This is a genomic window from Arthrobacter mobilis, assembly GCF_012395835.1.
Lineage (GTDB): Bacteria > Actinomycetota > Actinomycetes > Actinomycetales > Micrococcaceae > Crystallibacter > Crystallibacter mobilis.
Genome location: NZ_JAAZSQ010000005.1, coordinates 34,242 through 51,580 on the forward strand (window position 1 = coordinate 34,242; position 17,339 = coordinate 51,580).

The 17,339-nt window shown below is 70.5% G+C and carries 15 protein-coding genes, 1 tRNA gene and 1 other RNA gene; 4 read left to right on the plus strand and 13 right to left on the minus strand.

The annotated features are described in order from the left end of the window. The 3 genes from HGG74_RS07215 to HGG74_RS07225 form a co-directional block, all read right to left on the minus strand. Positions 1-2,160, minus strand: a 2,160-nt coding sequence (locus HGG74_RS07215) for a DNA polymerase III subunit gamma and tau (protein WP_312856777.1), incomplete at its 3' end; no start/stop codon positions are given. Between the two features lie 40 nt (positions 2,161-2,200). Next, an RNA gene (gene ffs, locus HGG74_RS07220) (signal recognition particle sRNA small type) lies at positions 2,201-2,296 on the minus strand. A 43-nt stretch (positions 2,297-2,339) separates the two neighbouring features. Then, on the minus strand, positions 2,340-2,537 hold the full coding sequence (locus HGG74_RS07225) for a hypothetical protein (protein WP_168485691.1): 198 nt from the start codon (positions 2,535-2,537) through the stop codon (positions 2,340-2,342). A 150-nt stretch (positions 2,538-2,687) separates the two neighbouring features. On the opposite strand from HGG74_RS07225, the gene HGG74_RS07230 reads away from it, so the two are divergent. After that, positions 2,688-3,485, plus strand: a complete 798-nt coding sequence (locus HGG74_RS07230; RefSeq protein ID WP_168485692.1) for an SDR family oxidoreductase — start codon at positions 2,688-2,690, stop codon at positions 3,483-3,485. 16 nt (positions 3,486-3,501) lie between these two features. Here the strand turns inward: HGG74_RS07230 and HGG74_RS07235 are convergent, their stop codons facing one another. The 5 genes from HGG74_RS07235 to HGG74_RS07255 all read right to left on the minus strand — a co-directional run bounded on the left by HGG74_RS07235 (position 3,502) and on the right by HGG74_RS07255 (position 8,624). Continuing rightward, positions 3,502-5,292 carry a thiamine pyrophosphate-requiring protein gene (locus tag HGG74_RS07235; RefSeq protein ID WP_168485693.1) on the minus strand — a complete coding sequence of 597 codons (1,791 nt, stop codon included), beginning with the start codon at positions 5,290-5,292 and terminating at the stop codon, positions 3,502-3,504. Between the two features lie 100 nt (positions 5,293-5,392). Beyond that, positions 5,393-6,058, minus strand: coding sequence for a DUF3618 domain-containing protein (locus HGG74_RS07240; protein WP_168485694.1), 666 nt, complete (start codon positions 6,056-6,058; stop codon positions 5,393-5,395). Continuing rightward, positions 6,055-6,513, minus strand: coding sequence for a phage holin family protein (locus HGG74_RS07245; protein WP_168485695.1), 459 nt, complete (start codon positions 6,511-6,513; stop codon positions 6,055-6,057). The genes HGG74_RS07240 and HGG74_RS07245 overlap by 4 nt, the downstream gene beginning before the upstream one ends. Beyond that, on the minus strand, positions 6,510-7,481 hold the full coding sequence (locus tag HGG74_RS21145) for a hypothetical protein (RefSeq protein WP_205761538.1): 972 nt from the start codon (positions 7,479-7,481) through the stop codon (positions 6,510-6,512). The genes HGG74_RS07245 and HGG74_RS21145 overlap by 4 nt, the downstream gene beginning before the upstream one ends. Before the next feature lie 45 nt (positions 7,482-7,526). Continuing rightward, the gene (locus tag HGG74_RS07255) at positions 7,527-8,624 is read right to left on the minus strand and encodes a YihY/virulence factor BrkB family protein (RefSeq protein ID WP_168485696.1); all 1,098 of its coding nucleotides are present in this window, start codon (positions 8,622-8,624) and stop codon (positions 7,527-7,529) included. Positions 8,625-8,779: 155 nt separating this feature from the next. On the opposite strand from HGG74_RS07255, the gene HGG74_RS07260 reads away from it, so the two are divergent. Then, positions 8,780-8,868, plus strand: a tRNA-Ser gene (locus HGG74_RS07260). A gap of 73 nt (positions 8,869-8,941) precedes the next feature. On the opposite strand, the gene HGG74_RS07265 is transcribed toward HGG74_RS07260, so the two are convergent. From HGG74_RS07265 to HGG74_RS07285, 5 genes are all read right to left on the minus strand, one after another. After that, the gene (locus HGG74_RS07265; protein ID WP_312856778.1) at positions 8,942-10,942 is read right to left on the minus strand and encodes a transglycosylase domain-containing protein; all 2,001 of its coding nucleotides are present in this window, start codon (positions 10,940-10,942) and stop codon (positions 8,942-8,944) included. A 331-nt stretch (positions 10,943-11,273) separates the two neighbouring features. Then, positions 11,274-11,909 (minus strand): dihydrofolate reductase family protein, encoded by a 636-nt coding sequence (locus HGG74_RS07270; protein WP_168485697.1) that lies wholly within the window; start codon positions 11,907-11,909, stop codon positions 11,274-11,276. Next, positions 11,906-12,820 (minus strand): oxygenase MpaB family protein, encoded by a 915-nt coding sequence (locus HGG74_RS07275; RefSeq protein WP_168485698.1) that lies wholly within the window; start codon positions 12,818-12,820, stop codon positions 11,906-11,908. The genes HGG74_RS07270 and HGG74_RS07275 overlap by 4 nt, the downstream gene beginning before the upstream one ends. Before the next feature lie 142 nt (positions 12,821-12,962). Further along, positions 12,963-13,988, minus strand: a complete 1,026-nt coding sequence (locus tag HGG74_RS07280) for an isopenicillin N synthase family dioxygenase (RefSeq protein ID WP_168485699.1) — start codon at positions 13,986-13,988, stop codon at positions 12,963-12,965. Between the two features lie 43 nt (positions 13,989-14,031). Then, positions 14,032-14,970 (minus strand): hypothetical protein, encoded by a 939-nt coding sequence (locus HGG74_RS07285; RefSeq protein ID WP_168485700.1) that lies wholly within the window; start codon positions 14,968-14,970, stop codon positions 14,032-14,034. A 140-nt stretch (positions 14,971-15,110) separates the two neighbouring features. Here HGG74_RS07285 and HGG74_RS07290 point away from each other — a divergent pair, with 140 nt between their 5' ends. After that, complete coding sequence (locus HGG74_RS07290) at positions 15,111-15,764, plus strand: hypothetical protein (RefSeq protein ID WP_312856779.1); 654 nt, start codon at positions 15,111-15,113, stop codon at positions 15,762-15,764. After that, positions 15,757-17,178 carry a multicopper oxidase domain-containing protein gene (locus tag HGG74_RS07295; RefSeq protein ID WP_246262728.1) on the plus strand — a complete coding sequence of 474 codons (1,422 nt, stop codon included), beginning with the start codon at positions 15,757-15,759 and terminating at the stop codon, positions 17,176-17,178. Before HGG74_RS07290 ends, HGG74_RS07295 begins: the two co-directional genes overlap by 8 nt. Positions 17,179-17,339: the final 161 nt, after the last annotated feature.

The following is a 17,339-nucleotide window of genomic DNA, read 5'->3' on the forward strand; positions in this document are numbered from 1 at the left end:
CGCAGGGGCCGGCGCGGCTGCGGCCGGCACCGGCACGGCGGGCGCGGCTGCAGGCACCGGCACGGTGGGTGCCTGTTCGTCAGGGGCCGGGCCGGCGGCAGGTCCGGCCTGCCGCCCTGCGAAGGCCCCCGCCGGCTCAGGCCGGCTGGTTGGTACTTTTGGGCCCGACTCACCTGCTGCCGCAGAGGAGCCGTCGACGGTGCGGATCTGGCACTCCAGTCCGAGCACCTTGTGGATCGCCCTGCGCAGGTTCTCTGCGTGCTCGCCGCGCTCGAAGTTGGCTGCCGAACCCTGGTTCTTGAAACCCAGGGCCAGCACGGCACCGTCGAAGCCGGCAGGCGAAGCGTTGGCGCTGACGTTCATCCAGGTCACGCGCCGGATGCTGCTGAGCTCGTCGAGGATCTCCGGCCAGGCCCGCCGGATCATTTCGATCTGGCCCTGCCCGCCCGGGGCAGCCGCCGGTGCGGAGGTGCCGGGCGCGGAATGCTGCGGCGAAGCCGGTTCCGGCCGCTGCGCCGCCGCCTGGGGTCCTGGCTGCTGGGGTCCTGGCTGCTGCGGTGCCGGCTGCGCAGGTTCTTCCCGCTGAACAGGTTCTTCCCGCGGCTCAGGCCCGGCCTGGTTCGCCGGCTGGGCCGGCTGCGCGGGTTCTGCAGGCGTGGCCGGTTCTGCCGGCTGTGCGGCTCCTGCGGGCTTGGCCGGTTCTGCCGGCGCTGCGGACGAGCCCCAGCCGCCGCCCCAGTCGGCGGCGTTGATCACCGGTCCGGTGCCGCGGCCGGTCTCCGGGGCGGCAGCCGGCGCGCCGCCGGGCTGGGAATCTTCGCGCGGCCAGTCCGCCGTCGTCACCCTCGGCGGGGTCAGGCGCGCAGGTGCCTCCGCGAATGCAGGGGCTGCGGGCTCGACGACCGCCGGCGCCGGGGCTGCGGACGCCGGAGCGGCGGCGGGCGCGGCGGCAGCGGGCGCGGCGCCGTCGGACGCCGGCACGGCAGCAGCGGCGCCGCCATAGTTAAGCCGGCGCTCGATCCGGTCCACCCGGGCGGCCACACCGCGTTCGGCCTGCTCCGCGGCCGGCAGCAGGATGCGGGCGCAGAGCAGCTCCAGGTGCAGCCTGGGCGAGGTGGCGCCGGTCATCTCGGTCAGCGCCTGGTTGGTGATGTCCGCGGCCCGGGACAGTTCGGCCGAACCGAGCTGGTTGGCCTGGGTCTGCATCCGGGCGATCTGGTCCTCCGGGACGCCGCGCAGGATGGCATGAGCGCTTTCGGGCATGGCCTTGACAATGATCAGGTCCCGGAAGCGTTCGAGCAGGTCCTCCACGAAGCGCCGCGGGTCGTGGCCGGTCTGGATCACCCGGTCCACGGCGCTGAACACCGTGGAGGCATCCGCGGCGGCGACCGCCTCGACCACGTCGTCCAGCAGCGAGGCATGCGTGTAGCCGAGCAGGGACACGGCCAGTTCGTAGTCCAGGCCCGCGGCCCCGGCCCCGGCCATGAGCTGGTCCAGCACGGAGAGCGAGTCGCGCACCGAGCCGCCGCCGGCCCGGATCACCAGCGAGAGCACGCCCGGGGCCACCGGCACGTGCTCCTGGTCGCACAGATGCTCCAGGTACTTCAGCAGCGGCTCCGGCGGCACCAGCCGGAACGGATAGTGGTGGGTGCGGGAGCGGATGGTGCCGATGACCTTGTCCGGCTCCGTGGTGGCGAAGATGAACTTGATGTGCTCCGGCGGCTCCTCCACGATCTTCAGCAGCGCGTTGAAGCCTGCGGAGGTCACCATGTGGGCCTCGTCGATGATGAAGATCTTGTAGCGGTCGCGCACCGGGGCGAAGGTGGCGCGCTCGCGCAGGTCCCGGGCGTCGTCGACGCCGCCGTGGCTCGCGGCGTCGATCTCGATCACATCCAGGCTGCCGGGACCGCCGCGGCCCAGCTCCACGCAGGAATCGCAGACGCCGCACGGGGTCGCCGTCGGCCCCTGGGCGCAGTTCAGGCAGCGGGCGAGGATGCGTGCGGAGGTGGTCTTGCCGCAGCCGCGCGGGCCGGAGAAGAGGTAGGCGTGGTTCACGCGGTTCTTCTGCAGTGCGGCCATCAGGGGTTCGGTGACGTGTTCCTGCCCGATAACGTCCGCGAAGGTATCCGGCCGGTAACGGCGGTAAAGGGCTGTACTCACGATGAAAACACTATCCGTTCAAGCCAAGGCTCCGCATCACGTAAAAGACCCCTCATGCACCTGCCAGAGCCCGCTTACCCTTGCTACCTTCCGGTCCTGGGGGAGTTCACAGGATGACACCACATGAGGGGCCGCCCAACAGCTTACCCGATCCCGCGGGGACTTCCGAATCCGCCGGACTAATTCTCGTTGCGCGCGATCATCCTGATCTGCTCCAGCGTCAGTTCCGCCGGCTCCACCAGGTCCTCGGCCAGGATTCCGGCGGACAGCGCCTCGCGCACGGCGTCCTTCAAGTCCTGGTCCGCGTTGTCGAGTTGGAACTGCAGCCACTCCTTGTCGGCTGCCGCACTGCGGACCTTGTTCATGCGTTCGTCCACGGGGCCATCCCCTTCCGAAGGGTATATTGGCAAACCTTGTGCACAGAATAGGACGCCTGACTAGGCGGAACAATAAGAATGCTTAGCATCAGGCGGCGGTCCCGGGGCAGGCTCTTGTGCCCTGCGGCAGCAGGCCAGCAAGATGCATCCATGGCATTCACACCGCGGACCGCAATAGTCACCGGCTCGGACTCAGGCATCGGCAAAGCGACGGCGGTGGCCCTCGCCCGGGCCGGGCTGGACGTGGGCATCAGCTGGCACACGGACGCCGCCGGAGCGGAGCAGACGGCGGAGGAGGTCCGCTCGCTCGGGCGGGAAGCCCACGTCGCGCAGCTGGACGTCACCGACCTGCCCGGGTGCGGGCAGGTCATCGATGCGCTCGCCGATGCCCTGGGCGGGCTCGATGTGTTCGTGAACAATGCCGGCACCGGCGAGCAGGTGAAGTTCCTGGACCTGGACTACGAGCGGTGGCGGCGCACCGTGGCCACCGACCTGGACGGGGCCTTCGTCTGCATGCAGCGGGCGGCCCGGCGCATGGTGGAGGCCGGCAACGGCGGCCGGATCATCGCCGTCACCAGCGTGCACGAGCACCAGCCGCGGGTCGGCTCCTCCGCCTACGACGCCGCCAAGCACGGGCTCGGCGGGCTGGTCAAGACCATTGCGCTGGAACTGGGGCAGTACGGCATCACCGCCAACGCCGTCGCTCCCGGCGAGATCGCCACGCCGATGACCGGCCAGGAGGACCAGGACCCGCGCGGCACCGACCGTCCGGGAGTGCCGCTGGGCCGGCCGGGCGACGCGCGCGAGGTGGCGGCGGTGATTGCGTTCCTGGCTTCGCCCGAGGCGGCGTATGTCACCGGGGCGTCGTGGGTGGTCGACGGCGGCATGCTGCAGATGGGTCCGCAGGCCGGCTCGCACATCACCAGCCCGGACTGGCGCGAAGGGTGAGCCGCCGGGCGGGACGTCAGTCCTGCAGTTCCTCTTCCAAGGCCACGTAGCGCTCCAGCAGTTCCCGCGCGTGCCCGCCGGCGGAGCCTTCGGCGCCCAGGCCCTGGCGCATGGTTTCCGCCTTCGTGGCGCCTGCCGGGAAGGGCGGCAGCAGCGGGACCTCGGGATCGGTGAGGACCTCGAGGAGGAACGGCCGGTCCGCGGCGAGCGCCTGCTCCCAGGCGGCGCCCAGCTGGTCCGGGTCTTCCACCCGCAGCCCGTCCATGCCCAGCAGGCGCGCGTAGTCCGCATAGTTGACGTCCGGCAGTTCCTGGCTGTCCGGGAAGCGCGGTTCGCCCTCCATCTCCCGCTGCTCCCAGGTGACCTCGGTCAGCTCGCGGTTGTTCAGCACGCAGACCACGAACCGGGGATCCTGCCACTGCTTCCACATCCTGCCGACGGTGACCAGCTCGGCCAGGCCGCTCATCTGCATCGCGCCGTCACCGCTGAGGACGACGGCGGGCCGTTCCGGCCGGGCCAGCTTGGCGGCGATGGCGTAGGGTATCGAGCAGCCCATGCTGGCCAGCGTCCCGGACAGGTGCGCCGGGACCTCCGGGGGCAGCGTCAGCTGCCGGGCGTACCAGTACACGACGCTGCCGACGTCGACCGCCAGCTGCGCGTCCGCCGGCAGGCGCCCGTTGAGCTCGCGGATCACCAGCTCCGGATTGACCGGCCGGGCCGCCACCCCGGCGCGGCGTTCCCGCAGCCGGTGCCACCGGCGCACCCCGGCTTCCACCTCCGAGCGCCACGAGGTGTCGCTTTTGGCCTCCAGCAGCGGCAGCAGGCGCTGCAGCGTGGCCGCCGCATCGCCGGTGAGCCCTGCCTCCACCGGGAAGCGGTTGCCGAGGGCGGCCGGGTCCAGATCGATCTGCACGGCGCGCACGGAGCCGTGCGGCGGATAGAACTCCGTCCACGGATCGTTGGACCCGACGATCAGCAGCGTGTCGCAGTTGCCCAGCAGGTGGGCGCTGGCGGTGCTGCCCAGGTGTCCCATGGTGCCGGCCACGAACGGCAGGCTTTCGTCCACGTAGGGTTTCCCCAGCAGGCTGGTGGCGATCCCGGCGCCGAGCCGCCCGGCCACCTCCACCACCTCCTGCCGGGCCGCGCGCGCTCCCTGGCCGACCAGCAGGGCCACCCGGGTTCCGGCATTGAGCACCTCGGCGGCCCGGCGCAGGTCGGCTTCGCCGGGCAGGACCTGCGGCGGGTTCCAGACGGGGGAGGTGAGCAGCTTGCCGTGCTCCTGCGGGTGTTCCGGGGCCGGGGCCTGCTGGATATCGTGCGGCAGGATGACCACCACGGGCTGCCGTGCCGCCAGCGCCGCCCGGAAGGCGCGGTCGATCACCATGGGGATCTGCTCCGGGGAACTGGCCAGCTGGTTGAAATGCGCCGCCACGTCCTTGGTGACGTTCAGCAGGTCGATTTCCTGCATGTACCCCGAGCCCAGCACGGACCGCTGCTGCTGCCCGATGAGGGCGACCACCGGGACGTGGTCCAGCTTGGCGTCGTAGAGCCCGTTGAGCAGGTGGATGGCGCCCGGGCCCTGGGTGGAGGTGACCACCCCGACCTGGCCGGTGTACTTGGCGTGTCCCACGGCCATGAAGGCGGCGGTTTCCTCGTGCCGGGCCTGGACGAAGGCGGGGTTGCCGGCAGCCCGCCGCAGCGCCCCCATGAAGGCGTTGATGCCGTCCCCGCTGTACCCGAAGACCCGTTCCACGCCCCACGTCCGCAGGCGTTCGACGATGACATCCGCAACCAGTTGATCTGCCATGGGTTTTCTCTCCTTCGGGGCGGGGGCGGCCGGACAGCGCCGGGGCCGGGAAGGCAGTGGTACTGGTCCCTTCCCGGCCCCGGCTTGCTGGGGGTAGTGCCTAGTAGGTGCTGCCGCCCTGCGACGACTGGTCCTGGACGTTGGTCCTGGCCTCCTGGGCGCGCTGCTGCACGTCTTCGGCCGCCGAGGTGCCCTCGGCCTTGACCCGCTCCGTGGCTTCCGTGGCGCTGGACTTGACCTCTTCGGCGGCCTGGCGGGCCGGCTCCTTCATGTCCTGGGCGACCTGCCGCGCGGACTCCTTGACCTCTTCCATCAGCGGCTGGGCCTTCTCCTTCAGGGCCGCGGCGGCCTGCTGCTCGCGCTGGGTGGAAGGGGCCAGGGAAGAGACCAGCCAGCCGACGCCGAAGGCGATCAGGCCGGCGGCCAGCGGGTTGCCGCTGGTCTGGCGGGCGATCATCTGCGGTGCCTCGCTGATGGCCTCGCCCACGTCCTGGGCCGTGGACTGCACCGAGTGGCCCACGTCCTGGGCCGTGGACTGCACCGAGTGGCCCGCGGACTGCACGGAGGAGTGCATCGAGTGGCCCACATCCCCGGCGCTGCCCATGACCCGCTCCTTCACGCGGCTGAGCGAACCCTTGACCTTGTCCGTCTGGCGCTGCACGACCTTGGACGGGGTGACCTTCTCTGCCACCGCGTCCACGTCCGTGCCCAGCCGGCCGCGGGTCGCTTCGATGTCTGCGCGGATCTCTTCAGGTGTCTGGCTCATCGTGGTTCCTCACTTGGCTTCAGGGTATCGGGAATCTTTTTCACGGTTTCCGTGGTGCGCGGCATACCGCGCACCGTCTTCATTTCCTTCTTGCCGACGGCGTACAGGATGGCCGCGATGATCGCCCAGATGACGGCCACGATCAGGGCGGACCATACATGGCCGATGAGTTCGCCGAGTCCCCACCACAGGGCGATGGACAGGAACAGCAGGACGAAGTGTCCGGCCACTCCGGCGCCGGCGTACATGCCGGCGCCCTTGCCCGCGCGGGTACCTGACTCCTTGAGCTCGGCCTTGGCCAGTTCCACTTCCTGGCGCATCAGCAGGGAAATGTCCCGGCTGACGTCGGCAAGCAGGTCGCCCAGGGAAGTGGTTTCGGCCTTCAGTTCCGCATTGGTGGGCGGGGTCTGCGGCGCGCCGGAGGCGTTGGAAGGACCTGGGGCGGCGTGGCTCATCGGCGTTCACCGCCCTCGTCAAGAGTCTGCTCCGACGGCGTGCGCGGCGGCTGCGTGGTCGGCTCGGGCGTTGCGGGCGGAACCGGCGGGATGACGTCCGTGTCCGAACCGTAGGCGCCCGTGGTGCCCGGTTCCGTGCCGTAGGCTCCGGTGGTTCCCGTGGTGCCATAGTCGCCGGTAGCGCCGGTAGTGCCGGTCGTGGTGCCGTAGGCGCCCGTGCCCGCACCTGTGGCGCCGTAGGCGCCCGTGGTGCCGGCCGTGCCGTAGGTGCCGGTGGTTTCCGGGACAAAGGTGGGCGGCGGCGGGACCTCGCCCGTGGTGGCCGTGGTGCCCATGGCCCGCGGGGCGGTGCCGGTAGTGCCCGAGGAGGCCTCGGCCGCAATGCCGCGGGTCAGCCGGCCGGCGAGCAGGCCCGCCCCGGCGGCGATGGCCAGGAACACACCGGGCCGGCGCCGGGCGAAGGACCTGACCTCTTCCAGCAGGGATCCCGGATCCCGGTTCTCGAGCCAGTCGGCGATGCCGTTGGCCCTCTCGGCCGCCTGGCTCACCAGGTTCGCCGCGGTGCCGGACTGCTCGGAGCTGCTGGCCATGGAGCTCAGCTCGTCACCGATGGAGCGGATCCCGGAGGCCACACGCTGCTGCTGCGTGCCGGCCTGGCCGCGGAGGTCGTCGCCGAGCTGGGACACGAGGTTCCTGGCCTGGTACTTGGCTTCCCGGCCGACTCCCTTGGCCTCTTCCTTCGCGACCCCGGCCACATGCTGGCCGGCGGCCATGCCTTCCCGGCCCACCTCCTTGGCCTCTTCCTTGGCGGTGGTGCTGGTCGACGGGGTCGAGGTGGCAGGCTCTGCGGGGACAACCGGGGTCACCGTCGTGTCGCCCACGACTGTCTCACCGTAGGGTGCATCCGCCGTGCCCGTCCGCGGAGGGAAGTCTTCATCGTAGTTGCCGGTGTTCGGATTTGTTGTCATCACAGCTCCTTTTCGTGGAATCTGATGGGGCCTGTCGTGATCCGGTCAGCGTGACCCGGACAGCTGTCTGCCGTCGTGCTCCTCCCTCCAGCGCCGGTGGCCGGACTGGATGCGCAGCAGGCGTCCGCGTGCCACGTCGTCCCGGGCCTGCTGCTGCTGCTTCTGGCTGCGGCGGTCGTCCCGCGGCGGCAGTTGCAGGGTCTCTTCCGCCACGATGCCCGCCTGCAGCTGGCGGCCGCGCTCGGTCTCGGCGTCGAACTCGGCGCCGAAGAGCAGGGACAGGTTCGCCAGGTACAGCCACAGCAGCAGCACGATCACGCCGCCGATGGCACCGTAGGTCCGGTTGTAGTTGGCAAAGTTGGCCACGTAGAACCCGAAGCCGGCGGTGGTGAGCGCCAGGACCAGCAGGGCCATGAAGGCGCCCATGCTGATCCAGCGGAATTTCGGCTGCTTCACGTTCGGGGTGGCGTAGTACAGCAGCGCGACCGCCAGCACCGCGGCGAACACGAGCACCGGCCACTTGGCAATATTCCACACCGTCACGGCCGCCTGGTCCATCCCGACCAGCCCGCCGACCGCCGCGGCGATCGGGCCGGAGATGACCAGCATTACCAGCATCGCTGCCGCCAGCACCACCATGGCCAGGGTGACCAGCAGCATCACCGGGCGCAGCTTCCAGAACGGGCGGCCCTCGTCCACTTCGTAGATGCGGTTCATGGCCCGGGCAAAGGCGCCCACGTAAGCCGAGGCGGACCAGAGTGCGCCGACAATACCGACGGCGAGCGTGAGGCCGGCCGTCTGCGAGGCGGCGAGCTGCTGCAACGGCTGTTCGAGCACCTGGACCGCTTCGCCCGGGGCCAGCCGCCGGACCAGGTCCAGCATGACGCCGGTGGTCTGTTCACTCTGGCCGAAGATGCCCAGCAGGGACACCATGGCCAGCAGCGCGGGGAACAGGGACAGCACCGTGTAGTAGGTCAGGGCCGCCGCCAGGTCCGTGCACTGGTCGTCGGAAAACTCGCGGACGGATTTGCGCAGGATGTATTTCCACGAGGGCTTTTCCAGGTCGGCGGGACTATCCGGTTTTTGCGGATGATCCGGCGCCGGTGCGGTACGGCCCTTGTCCGTACTGCTTTGGGTTGTCATGCTGTTCTCCTCGGGGTGGGGGCACCTGTCGGATTCAAACTCACGCTAACACTAAGTATGCTTACCAACAACAGGCCTTTCGGCCAAGTCCTCCCGATTCGGCAGATCGGTAAAACTCCGGTATTCTGGTATCCGCCTGCCGAGCGCGGGCAGCTGGAGGATTCGCCTAGCGGCCTATGGCGCACGCCTGGAACGCGTGTTGGGTTAACAGCCCTCGGGGGTTCAAATCCCCCATCCTCCGCCACTGGAACAGCGGCCCCGACCGGGAAACCGGCCGGGGCCGCTGTCATTCCGCGCCCGCCTGCACCGCTGCCTGCTTAGTCGGGATTGGGCAGCCGGACCTTCTTTTCGCCCTTGAGCGCACCTTCCATGGTGTCTTTCCAGACCGGGCCGGCCACCTCGGATCCGGTCAGGTCCTGGAAGGTTCTGCCGTAGGCCCTGAGCGTGGTGAGCGGATACTCGGCCCCGCCCCGCGGGTCGCCCAGCCAAACGGCGGCCATGGCCTGCGGGGTCCCGCCCACAATCCAGTTGGCCGCGAAGTCGTTGGTGGTGCCGGTCTTGGCGCCCACCTCCCGGCCGTCGGGCCGGCCCAGCTGCCCCAGGGTCCCCCGGCGCTTGAAGGGTTCCTTGAGCGTGTCCGCCACGGTGTCCGCCACCTTCTTGTCGATTGCCCGGCGGCAGTTCGGGTCCGGGACCGCGAGCTTTTCCCTGGTCTCGTTGCGCACCGCCTTGGTCACCGCCACCGGGTCGCAGACCGTCCCGCCGCTCATGAAGGCGGCGTACGCGCCGGCCATTTCCAGCGGGGTTACCTCGTAGGCGCCCAGGGCCAGGGATGCTTCCCGCCCGGTCAACTGGTCCACCGGGATGGAGGAGATGCCCAGCTTCCGGGCCATCTTGGCCGTATTGACGACGCCGGCGCGCTCAATGAGCCGGATAAAGTACACGTTCACCGAGCTGCGGATGGCCGCGTAGGCGTTGATCACCCCGTAGTCGCGGTTGTTGTAGTTGATGAACCCGCCGCGGGGGTTGTCCATGTCCGGCGCGCGGTAGGGGCCGTCGGCCCTGAAACGGGTGGAGGCCGGGATGCCCTGGCTCAGCGCCGTGGCCAGCACGATCGGCTTCATGGCCGAACCCACCTGGAAGGCCTGCTTGGCATAGACCACCTGGGTCTTGCCCTTGCCCTTGCCCCATTCGCGGTTCTGCGCGATGGCGGTGATGCGGCCGGTGCCCGGCTCGACGACGGCGACGCCCAAAGCGGCGCGGCTGCCGTTGCCCAGCGCCTTCTCCACTGCCGCCTGGGCGGCGTTGGCCGCCTTCGGATCCAGCGCCGTCGTCAGCGTCAGCCCGCCCAGGGCGAAGAGTTCCTGGCGCTTCTCGGGCGTGGCCCCGAAGGCCTTGTTGGTCAGGATTTCCTCGCGGACGATCTCGCAGTAGAAGGGGTACCTGGAGTCCCCGCAGCTGGACGGCACGGAGCCGTGCTTGAGGCCCAGCGGGGCCTCGCGGGCGGCCTGGGCCTCGGCGGCTGTCAGGACGCCCCGGCGCTCGAGCACCGTGAGCACGGTGTTCCGGCGTTCCGTGGCTGCCTCGGGATTGTCGAACGGATCGAGCTCGACCGGGGCCTTGAGCATGCCGACCAGCAGGGCGGACTGGACGTGGTCCAGCTTCGCCGCCGTCGTGCTGAAGTAGATGCGGGCCGCGGCCTCCACCCCGTAGGCGGTGTTGCCGAAGTAGACGGCGTTCATGTAGCGGGTGAGGATCTCCTCCTTGGACAGCTGCTTTTCCAGGGCGATGGCGTACTTGGCCTCGCGGACCTTGGCGTTGTAGGTGTCTCCGGCCGCGACCAGTTCCTCGGTGCCGTTGCGGGCATTGTTGATCAGGATGTTCTGGACCAGTTGCTGGGTGATGGTGGAGGCGCCCTGGACGTCCTCGTTGGCCGCGTTGTGCAGCACCGCCCGGACGACGCCGTAGGGATCGACGCCGTTGTGCTCGTAGAAGCGGGCGTCCTCGGTGGCAATCAGCGTTTCCTTGAACGCGGCGGACACCTGGTCCTGGCGCACGCCGATCCGGTTCTCGCTGTAGATCCGGGCGAATTCCTTGCCGTCCTTGTCCAGCAGCACCGTGTGCTGCGGCAGCGGCTGTTCCACCGGCAGGTCGGTCGGGAGCTCCTCCCACATGTCCAGCACCGCGTGCCCGGCCATGGACACACCCACGGCCGCCGGGGCCACCACCATGCCGATCACCAGGCAGACGAGGGCGACACACACCGACCAGCGGGTCAGGGGCCGCTTGGGTTCCTTTTTCGGTGGTCCGGAGTCCACCGGCTCCCCGGGTTCAACCTGGGCCTCCGGCTCCTCCGGTTCCTCGGGTCCAGCGGGTGCCGCCGGCGCCTCGGGCCCGGCCGGTTCAGACTTGTTTCGTCGCAGTCGCCACATGATGCCTCATGCGGGAAAACCAGTGCCGGCCGCGCCTCCGTGCGGACCGGCCGTACGTGCGTCATCAGGGGCCATGGGGCAGGCATCCCGTGGACGCCGCTGGCTCCCCCACACGCCTCCTTCGCTACTGGTAAAAGCAGATAATCAGTACAGTAGAACGCCGGCGAAGCCTTGGCCAGAGGGACGGGCGGGACGCCCCCGCCCCGGGGTGAAGCCGCTACCCAATGGTGGTTTCGCGGCCGTCCTCGACGCCGAAGTCCCCGGTGCTGAAGGGCCTGGGCAACAGCGTCAGCGACACCGCGCCGGCCCCGGTCGTTGCGCTGTCCACCAGTTCGAACGCGGACGGGACGGCGCCGTCGTCGAAGAGCCGCTTGCCCTTGCCTACAACCACCGGGAAGATCAGCAGCCGGTATTCGTCCACCAGCCCGGCGTCGTGCAGGGCGCGCGCCAGCCGGTGGCTGCCGTGGACCTGCAGTTCGGCACCGGGACGGGACTTCAGCTCCGCCACGGCCTGCACCGGATCGCCGGAGAGCAGCGTGGTGTTCTGCCACGTTGGCTCCGCCACGGTGGACGAGACGAGGTACTTGGGCAGGTTGTTCATGGCGGCGGCCACCGGGTCCTCCGGATCCGTGACCTGTTCCCAGTAGGGCTGCATCATCTGGTAGGTCGTGCGCCCCAGCAGGATCGCCTCCGCATTGGCGAACCAGCCGTTGACGATGCGCCCGAAGTCCTCGTCGATGTGGGGAACCAGCCAGCCGCCGCGGTCGAAGCCGCCGCTGGTGTCCTCGTCGCGGCCGCCCGGGCCCTGCATGACGCCGTCCAGGCTGAGGAAGGTGTTCACGGTCAGTTTCATGGCGTTCCTTGGGAGTGGCCGGCCTGGACCCGGGCGATCCGCCGGCGGGCTGCTTCCTCGCTCGGGCTACGCGGGCCCAGGCCGAAGCGGACCACGCGCAGCACCGCGCGGGCGGCGGTGCGCACCGGCAGCGGCACCGGGCCGGGCGCGGGCAGCTTCAGTCCGAGCAGCTGCCGGTAGCGCGGCCCGAGCGTGGCGACGGCGGCGGCGAAGAGGATCCGGTAGCCGAGCCGCTGGGAGGGCGGCAGCGGCGGGTGCTTCAGCAGGGACACGACCTCCTCCACCCGCTCGCCGGCGGCGAGTTCGCCGTCGTAGGTGGCCAGCTGCCGCTGCAGCTGCGCCGCGGAGCGGGGCGGGTCCGGCACGCCCATCAGTTCCGCGGCCACGGCCCACTCGGCCACGTAGGCGTCCGGGCCGCCGGGGATGGGCCGGCCGTAGGCGAGTTCGGCGGACAGGAACGCGTCGGTGAAGGCCAGATGCACCCAGCGCAGCAGGTGCGGGTCATTGGCGCTGTAGCTGCACAGCACGCCGTTCGCGTCGGTGTACCAGCCGTGGACGCGCTCGTGCAGCCGGAGCACGCGCCGGCAGCCCTCCCGCGCGGCGGTGGTGTCCCCGTAGGTGACGGTGAAGATCCAGCGGATGGTGCGGGCCAGCCGGCCCAGCACGTCCTCGCGGTAGGCGGAGAAATCGTACACCCCGGCCAGCGCCCCCGGATGCAGGGACTGCACCAGCAGGGCGCGGATGCCGCCGACAATGGTGGCCATCGAGCCGTGGACCGCCCAGACGGCCGACCCGGGGCCGAAGTAGCCCTCGTCGGTGCCGTTGGCGAACTGCCGCGGCCACTGCGGCGGCTCGTCCGCGCCGGAAAACGTCTTGGCCAGTTCGCGGCGCCAGTCTGCTACAACGCTCACGGCATCATTATTGGCACGCGCACCGGCCGCTGTCAGCAGGTGCCGGGCGCCGGCCGGGTACAAACCGGCCAGGCACAGCACGACGGCGGGACCCGCCAGGGGCAGGTCCCGCCGTCGTCCGGAGCCGGAAGCTAGTTCACGGTTACTTCACGATCAGGTCCGGGTAGTACTTCTCGGTCACGTCCGGGTGCGCGCGCAGCCGGCCCTTGAGCATGTTCTTGCCGAAGCTGGCCAGCATCGGGTTGTTCGGGTCGTCCGAGATGCCGCGGGCCTGCGCCTTGAGCTCGGCCGGCAGCGGCACCGGGTCGATCACCGCGTCCAGCCGCGGGGACCAGAAGTACGGCACCGAGTAGCGGTCCACACCCGGCGGCGGGGCGGTGACGCGGTGGATGGTGGCGGCAATATAGCCCTCGGTGGCCACCTCGAGCATCTCGCCCAGGTTCACCACCAGGGCGCCCTCGATCGGCTCCACCGGCAGCCACTCGCTGCTGCCCGGGGGCAGCACCTCCAGGCCGCCGACCATGTCCTGCAGCAGCAGGGTGACGAAGCCGTAGTCGGCGTGGCTGCCCACGCCCTGGTCGCCGGCCTCCTCGACGACGCCGCCCACGTAGTGCACCAGCTTGCCCATCCAGTGCGGGGTGCCCTGGAACGGCTCGTCGAAGTAGTCCTCGGGCAGGCCCAGGCCCACGCCGATACCCGAGAGCAGCTCGTGCCCGACCTTGCCCATCAGTTCGGCCCAGGCCATGGCCTTGTCCTTCAGTTCCGGCAGGGCGTCCGGCCACTGGTTCGGTCCGCGCAGCAGCCAGTAGGGCTGGTCCTCGGGGTAGTCGTCGACCGGCTCGCTCTCGGGCGAGTAGTCCAGCTGCTCGCGCGCGTCCGCCCGGCCGCCGGTTACCTCGGCGCCCATCCGGGTGTAGCCGCGGAAGTGCGGGGAGTTGCGGATGTCCAGGGCGAGGCGGTCCTCCAGCGGCAGGCCGAAGAAGCGCTTGACCACGTCGAACAGCTCCGCGACCTGGCCCTCGGCGGCGCCGTAGCCGGTGATCTGGAAGAAGCCGACGCGGTGCGCCGCATCGCGCAGCTGCTCGATGAAGTCCGCGTTGAACGACCCGTCCGCGTTGCGGGCGGTGCGCAGGTCAATGACGGGGATTGATCCAGGGGTATTCGGCATGCAGGCACAGTAACACCGCGGCGCCGCCGTGTGCCCGCGGCTGTTACGCTATGTGGCTTGGCGCCAGGGCCTGGGCGACGGCCGCCCAGGTACGCAGGAAGGCGGCGCCGGCCTCCTCGTGGATGGCGTCCGGCAGCCCCAGGTGGGCGGGAGTGAGCACCGGGTAGGGTTTCATTGGCACGCCGTCCGCGGGACGGACGTCCACGTGCACCACCGGGTGCCCGTGGTGGTGCAGCCAGTCCGCCATCGCGTAGTCGGTGCGCGAGTCGCCCATGGTCCGCCAGGCCTGCGGGAGGACCCGCTCCGCGGCCAGCAGCTCCAGGGCCCGCTCGGCGCCCAGATCCTTGCCCAGCTGGATGGCTTCGATGTCGGTGGCGATGATGGTCGGATCCAGCCGGTAGTCGACCCGGTCGTCGCTGTTGGGCACATGCCGGTCCAGCCGGCTGGCGCCGAGGTTGAACCGCGCCATCAGGGCCAGCGCATCGGTGTCGAAATCCTCCTGCACCCGCCGGTACTCCTGGTTGCTGACCTCGACGAGCTGCTCCACCGAGACCATGGCGCGCTTGGTCTCGTCGAAGAACATGTGGCTGGAGTAGCTGGCCGCCACCAGCGAGCGCACTTCGGCGGCGTAGTCCTGGGGCACCGAGAGCGAGTGGTCCACGTGCACGGTGCCCGGTCCGGTGGAGCCGAAGCTGAACCATACCGCACCCTTTTCGCACACGGCATGGAAGCGGACGTCCTCCGGGATGCCGGCCTCCAGGAGCGGCTCCATGATCTCCTCGCGGATGAAGGCATCGGAGCGGCCGGTGTTGAAGACCACCGGCCAGCCGTGCGAGGCCAGCACCATGAGCGAGGCGACGATCTCCCGCGGGACGGTGCGCGTGAGCGTGCTGGCGATCGGTCCGTCCACATCCAGCAGCAGGCCGATCGGCGGGTGGACGGGCCGGGCGTGTTGGGCAGGGGCTACAGCGGGCAGAGTCATACCCCATTATCACCGGATTCGCCCCCACCAAATCCCAAGGTCGGCCCGTGATGCTGAAACTTGTCAGCACGTCCCGGCCGGTGCCATCCATCACCGGCCGACCAAGGGAACGTCTAGATCTACGGGGAAGCAGGACGGACGTGGCAGCAGTTGGGGAACGCCGTGCCACGGGGAGCCTGACGGATGGGGAACCGGCAGGGCTCTCCCGCAGGGTATTCGGCACTATCGTAGGAACAACCATTGCCGGCGCCGCCGTGGCCGCGAGCGGCGCTGGACTGATCGCCGGCAGCGGCACGGCGGGGGCCTCCGGGCCGGCCTCCGGGGGAGTGCGGACCAGCTTCGGCAGCGTCCGGCTCACCGGGGCCGAGCGGCAGGCGCGGCTTGGGTCCGGTGCCGCCGCGGCAGCCGCCGGACACGGCGGCCATGGGGCCGCCGTCGTCAGCGGCACCGCCCAGCCGGCCAACCGCACCTGGGGCGACCACCTGGCACTGCAGCTGGAGGTGCGCAACGACACCGACCATGAGGTGCTCTTCTCACCGGGCCAGCTGCGGCTGAAGGTCGGTCCGGACGGGCCGAGCGTGACCAACCGCGGGTCCGACGCCGCCGGCGGGCTGCTCGCCGCCGGCGCCACGCAGCGGTACTGGATCAGCTTCCTGGCGCCCTCCGGCGCGAAGGGGATGGCCGCCGAATTCACCGACCCGTGGCTGGAAACGGACAGGCCGCTGGCCCTGGCCCTGCCGCCGGTGGTGCGCCGGCCCGGCTCGCTGAATGAAGGAGCGACAACCCATGGCTGAGCATCCCGACACCCCAGGCCCGGCCGAGGCCGCGGAGCCGGTCAGCCGCTGGAACATGCTCAAGTACGGTGCCGCCGCCGGCGTCGGCCTGCTGGCCCTGGCCGGCGGGACCGGGCAGCAGCCGGCGCAGCCGGTCCGGGCCCGCACCGCCTCCGCCGTGCGGCCGCTGGCGGTCACGCCGATCCCGGGCGTGCTGGACCTGTACATCAACGAGGGCTACCTGAAGATGGTGGATGATTCGCTGGTCTACCACCGCGGCTTCGGGGACCGGCCCACCGACCGCAGCGACCCCGCGCCGAGCCTGGCCGCGGCACCGCACGTGTTCACCGCGGACGGGCAGCTGGTCAAAAGCCGCAGCTACCCGCTGGGCGCCCCGCTGCCGCCGCGCGGCACGCCCCAGCCGCTGGGCCCGGACCCGGCCAATCCCGGGCAGTACTTCATCCGCCGGAACTACTGGGCCAGCTATCTGCCGGCGCGCACCATCGTGGCCGAATCCGGCAGCACCCTCCGGATCCGGGTGCACAACCGGCTGGCCCGGGACCACGAGTTCGTGCTGCACAACGCCGGCCCGGACGGGACGGACGCCGGCACCGGGCGGATCCGTCCGGGGGCCAGCGCCACGCTGGAGCTGCCCGCGCCGCCGCCGGGCACCTACATCTACTCGGACCCCGGCAATGCGCCGGTGGAGCGGGCGCTGGGGCTGTTCGGGGTGCTGGTGGTGATGCATCCGGACCACCGCTGGGACGTGACCCCGGGCAAGGCCTCCTTCGAGCGGCAGTGGATCTGGATCTGCCACGCGGTGGACCCGGCCTGGGCGCGGACCGAGGCCGCCGGCGGGACGGTGGACCCTGCCCGGACGCCTGCGGTGCCGCGCTATTTCCTGCTCAACGGCCGCAGCGGCTACGAGTCCCTGGCCCTGACCCGGAACGAGGAGCTGAACCTGGCCAGCGAGGAGGAGACCCTGGTCTCCGGCTATCCGCGCCAGCTGGACGTGCGGCAGTTCGGCGAGGGCGGCACGGCCGGCACCTTGCGCGGCGGACAGCTGGTCCGGCTGATCAACCCCGGCATTGTCAGCCACCAGATCCATTTCCACGGCAACCACCTGTGGACCCTCCGGCGGAACAACCGGGACTGGCCGCGCTCGGGCGGCTATGTGGACGACGACGGGCACATCGTGCTGCAGCAGTGGGAGGACGTGGTCGAGTTGCCGCAGATGGACCGCAAGGACTGCATTATTCCGGTCAAGCGTCCGCCGGACGCTCTTGATGCGGTCTGGGCCGCCCGGGACCGGGACTGGGAGTATCCGATGCACTGCCACGCCGAGCCCTCGCAGACGGCGGCCGGCGGCATGTACCCCGGGGGCCTGGTGGCGCACTGGACGCTCAAGGGCACGGGCACGGGAGGGACGCGATGAGCTTTGCCCAGCTGCCGGGCCTGTTCACCGGCCGGACGAAGGACACGAAGAAGGTGTCCGCGAAGGAGGCGGCCGCCGCCGAGCGCCGCCGCCGGGAGGCCGCGGCCAAGGCGGAGGCGCAGAAGAAGGCCAAGGCCGAGGCGGAGAAGAAGGCCAAGGCC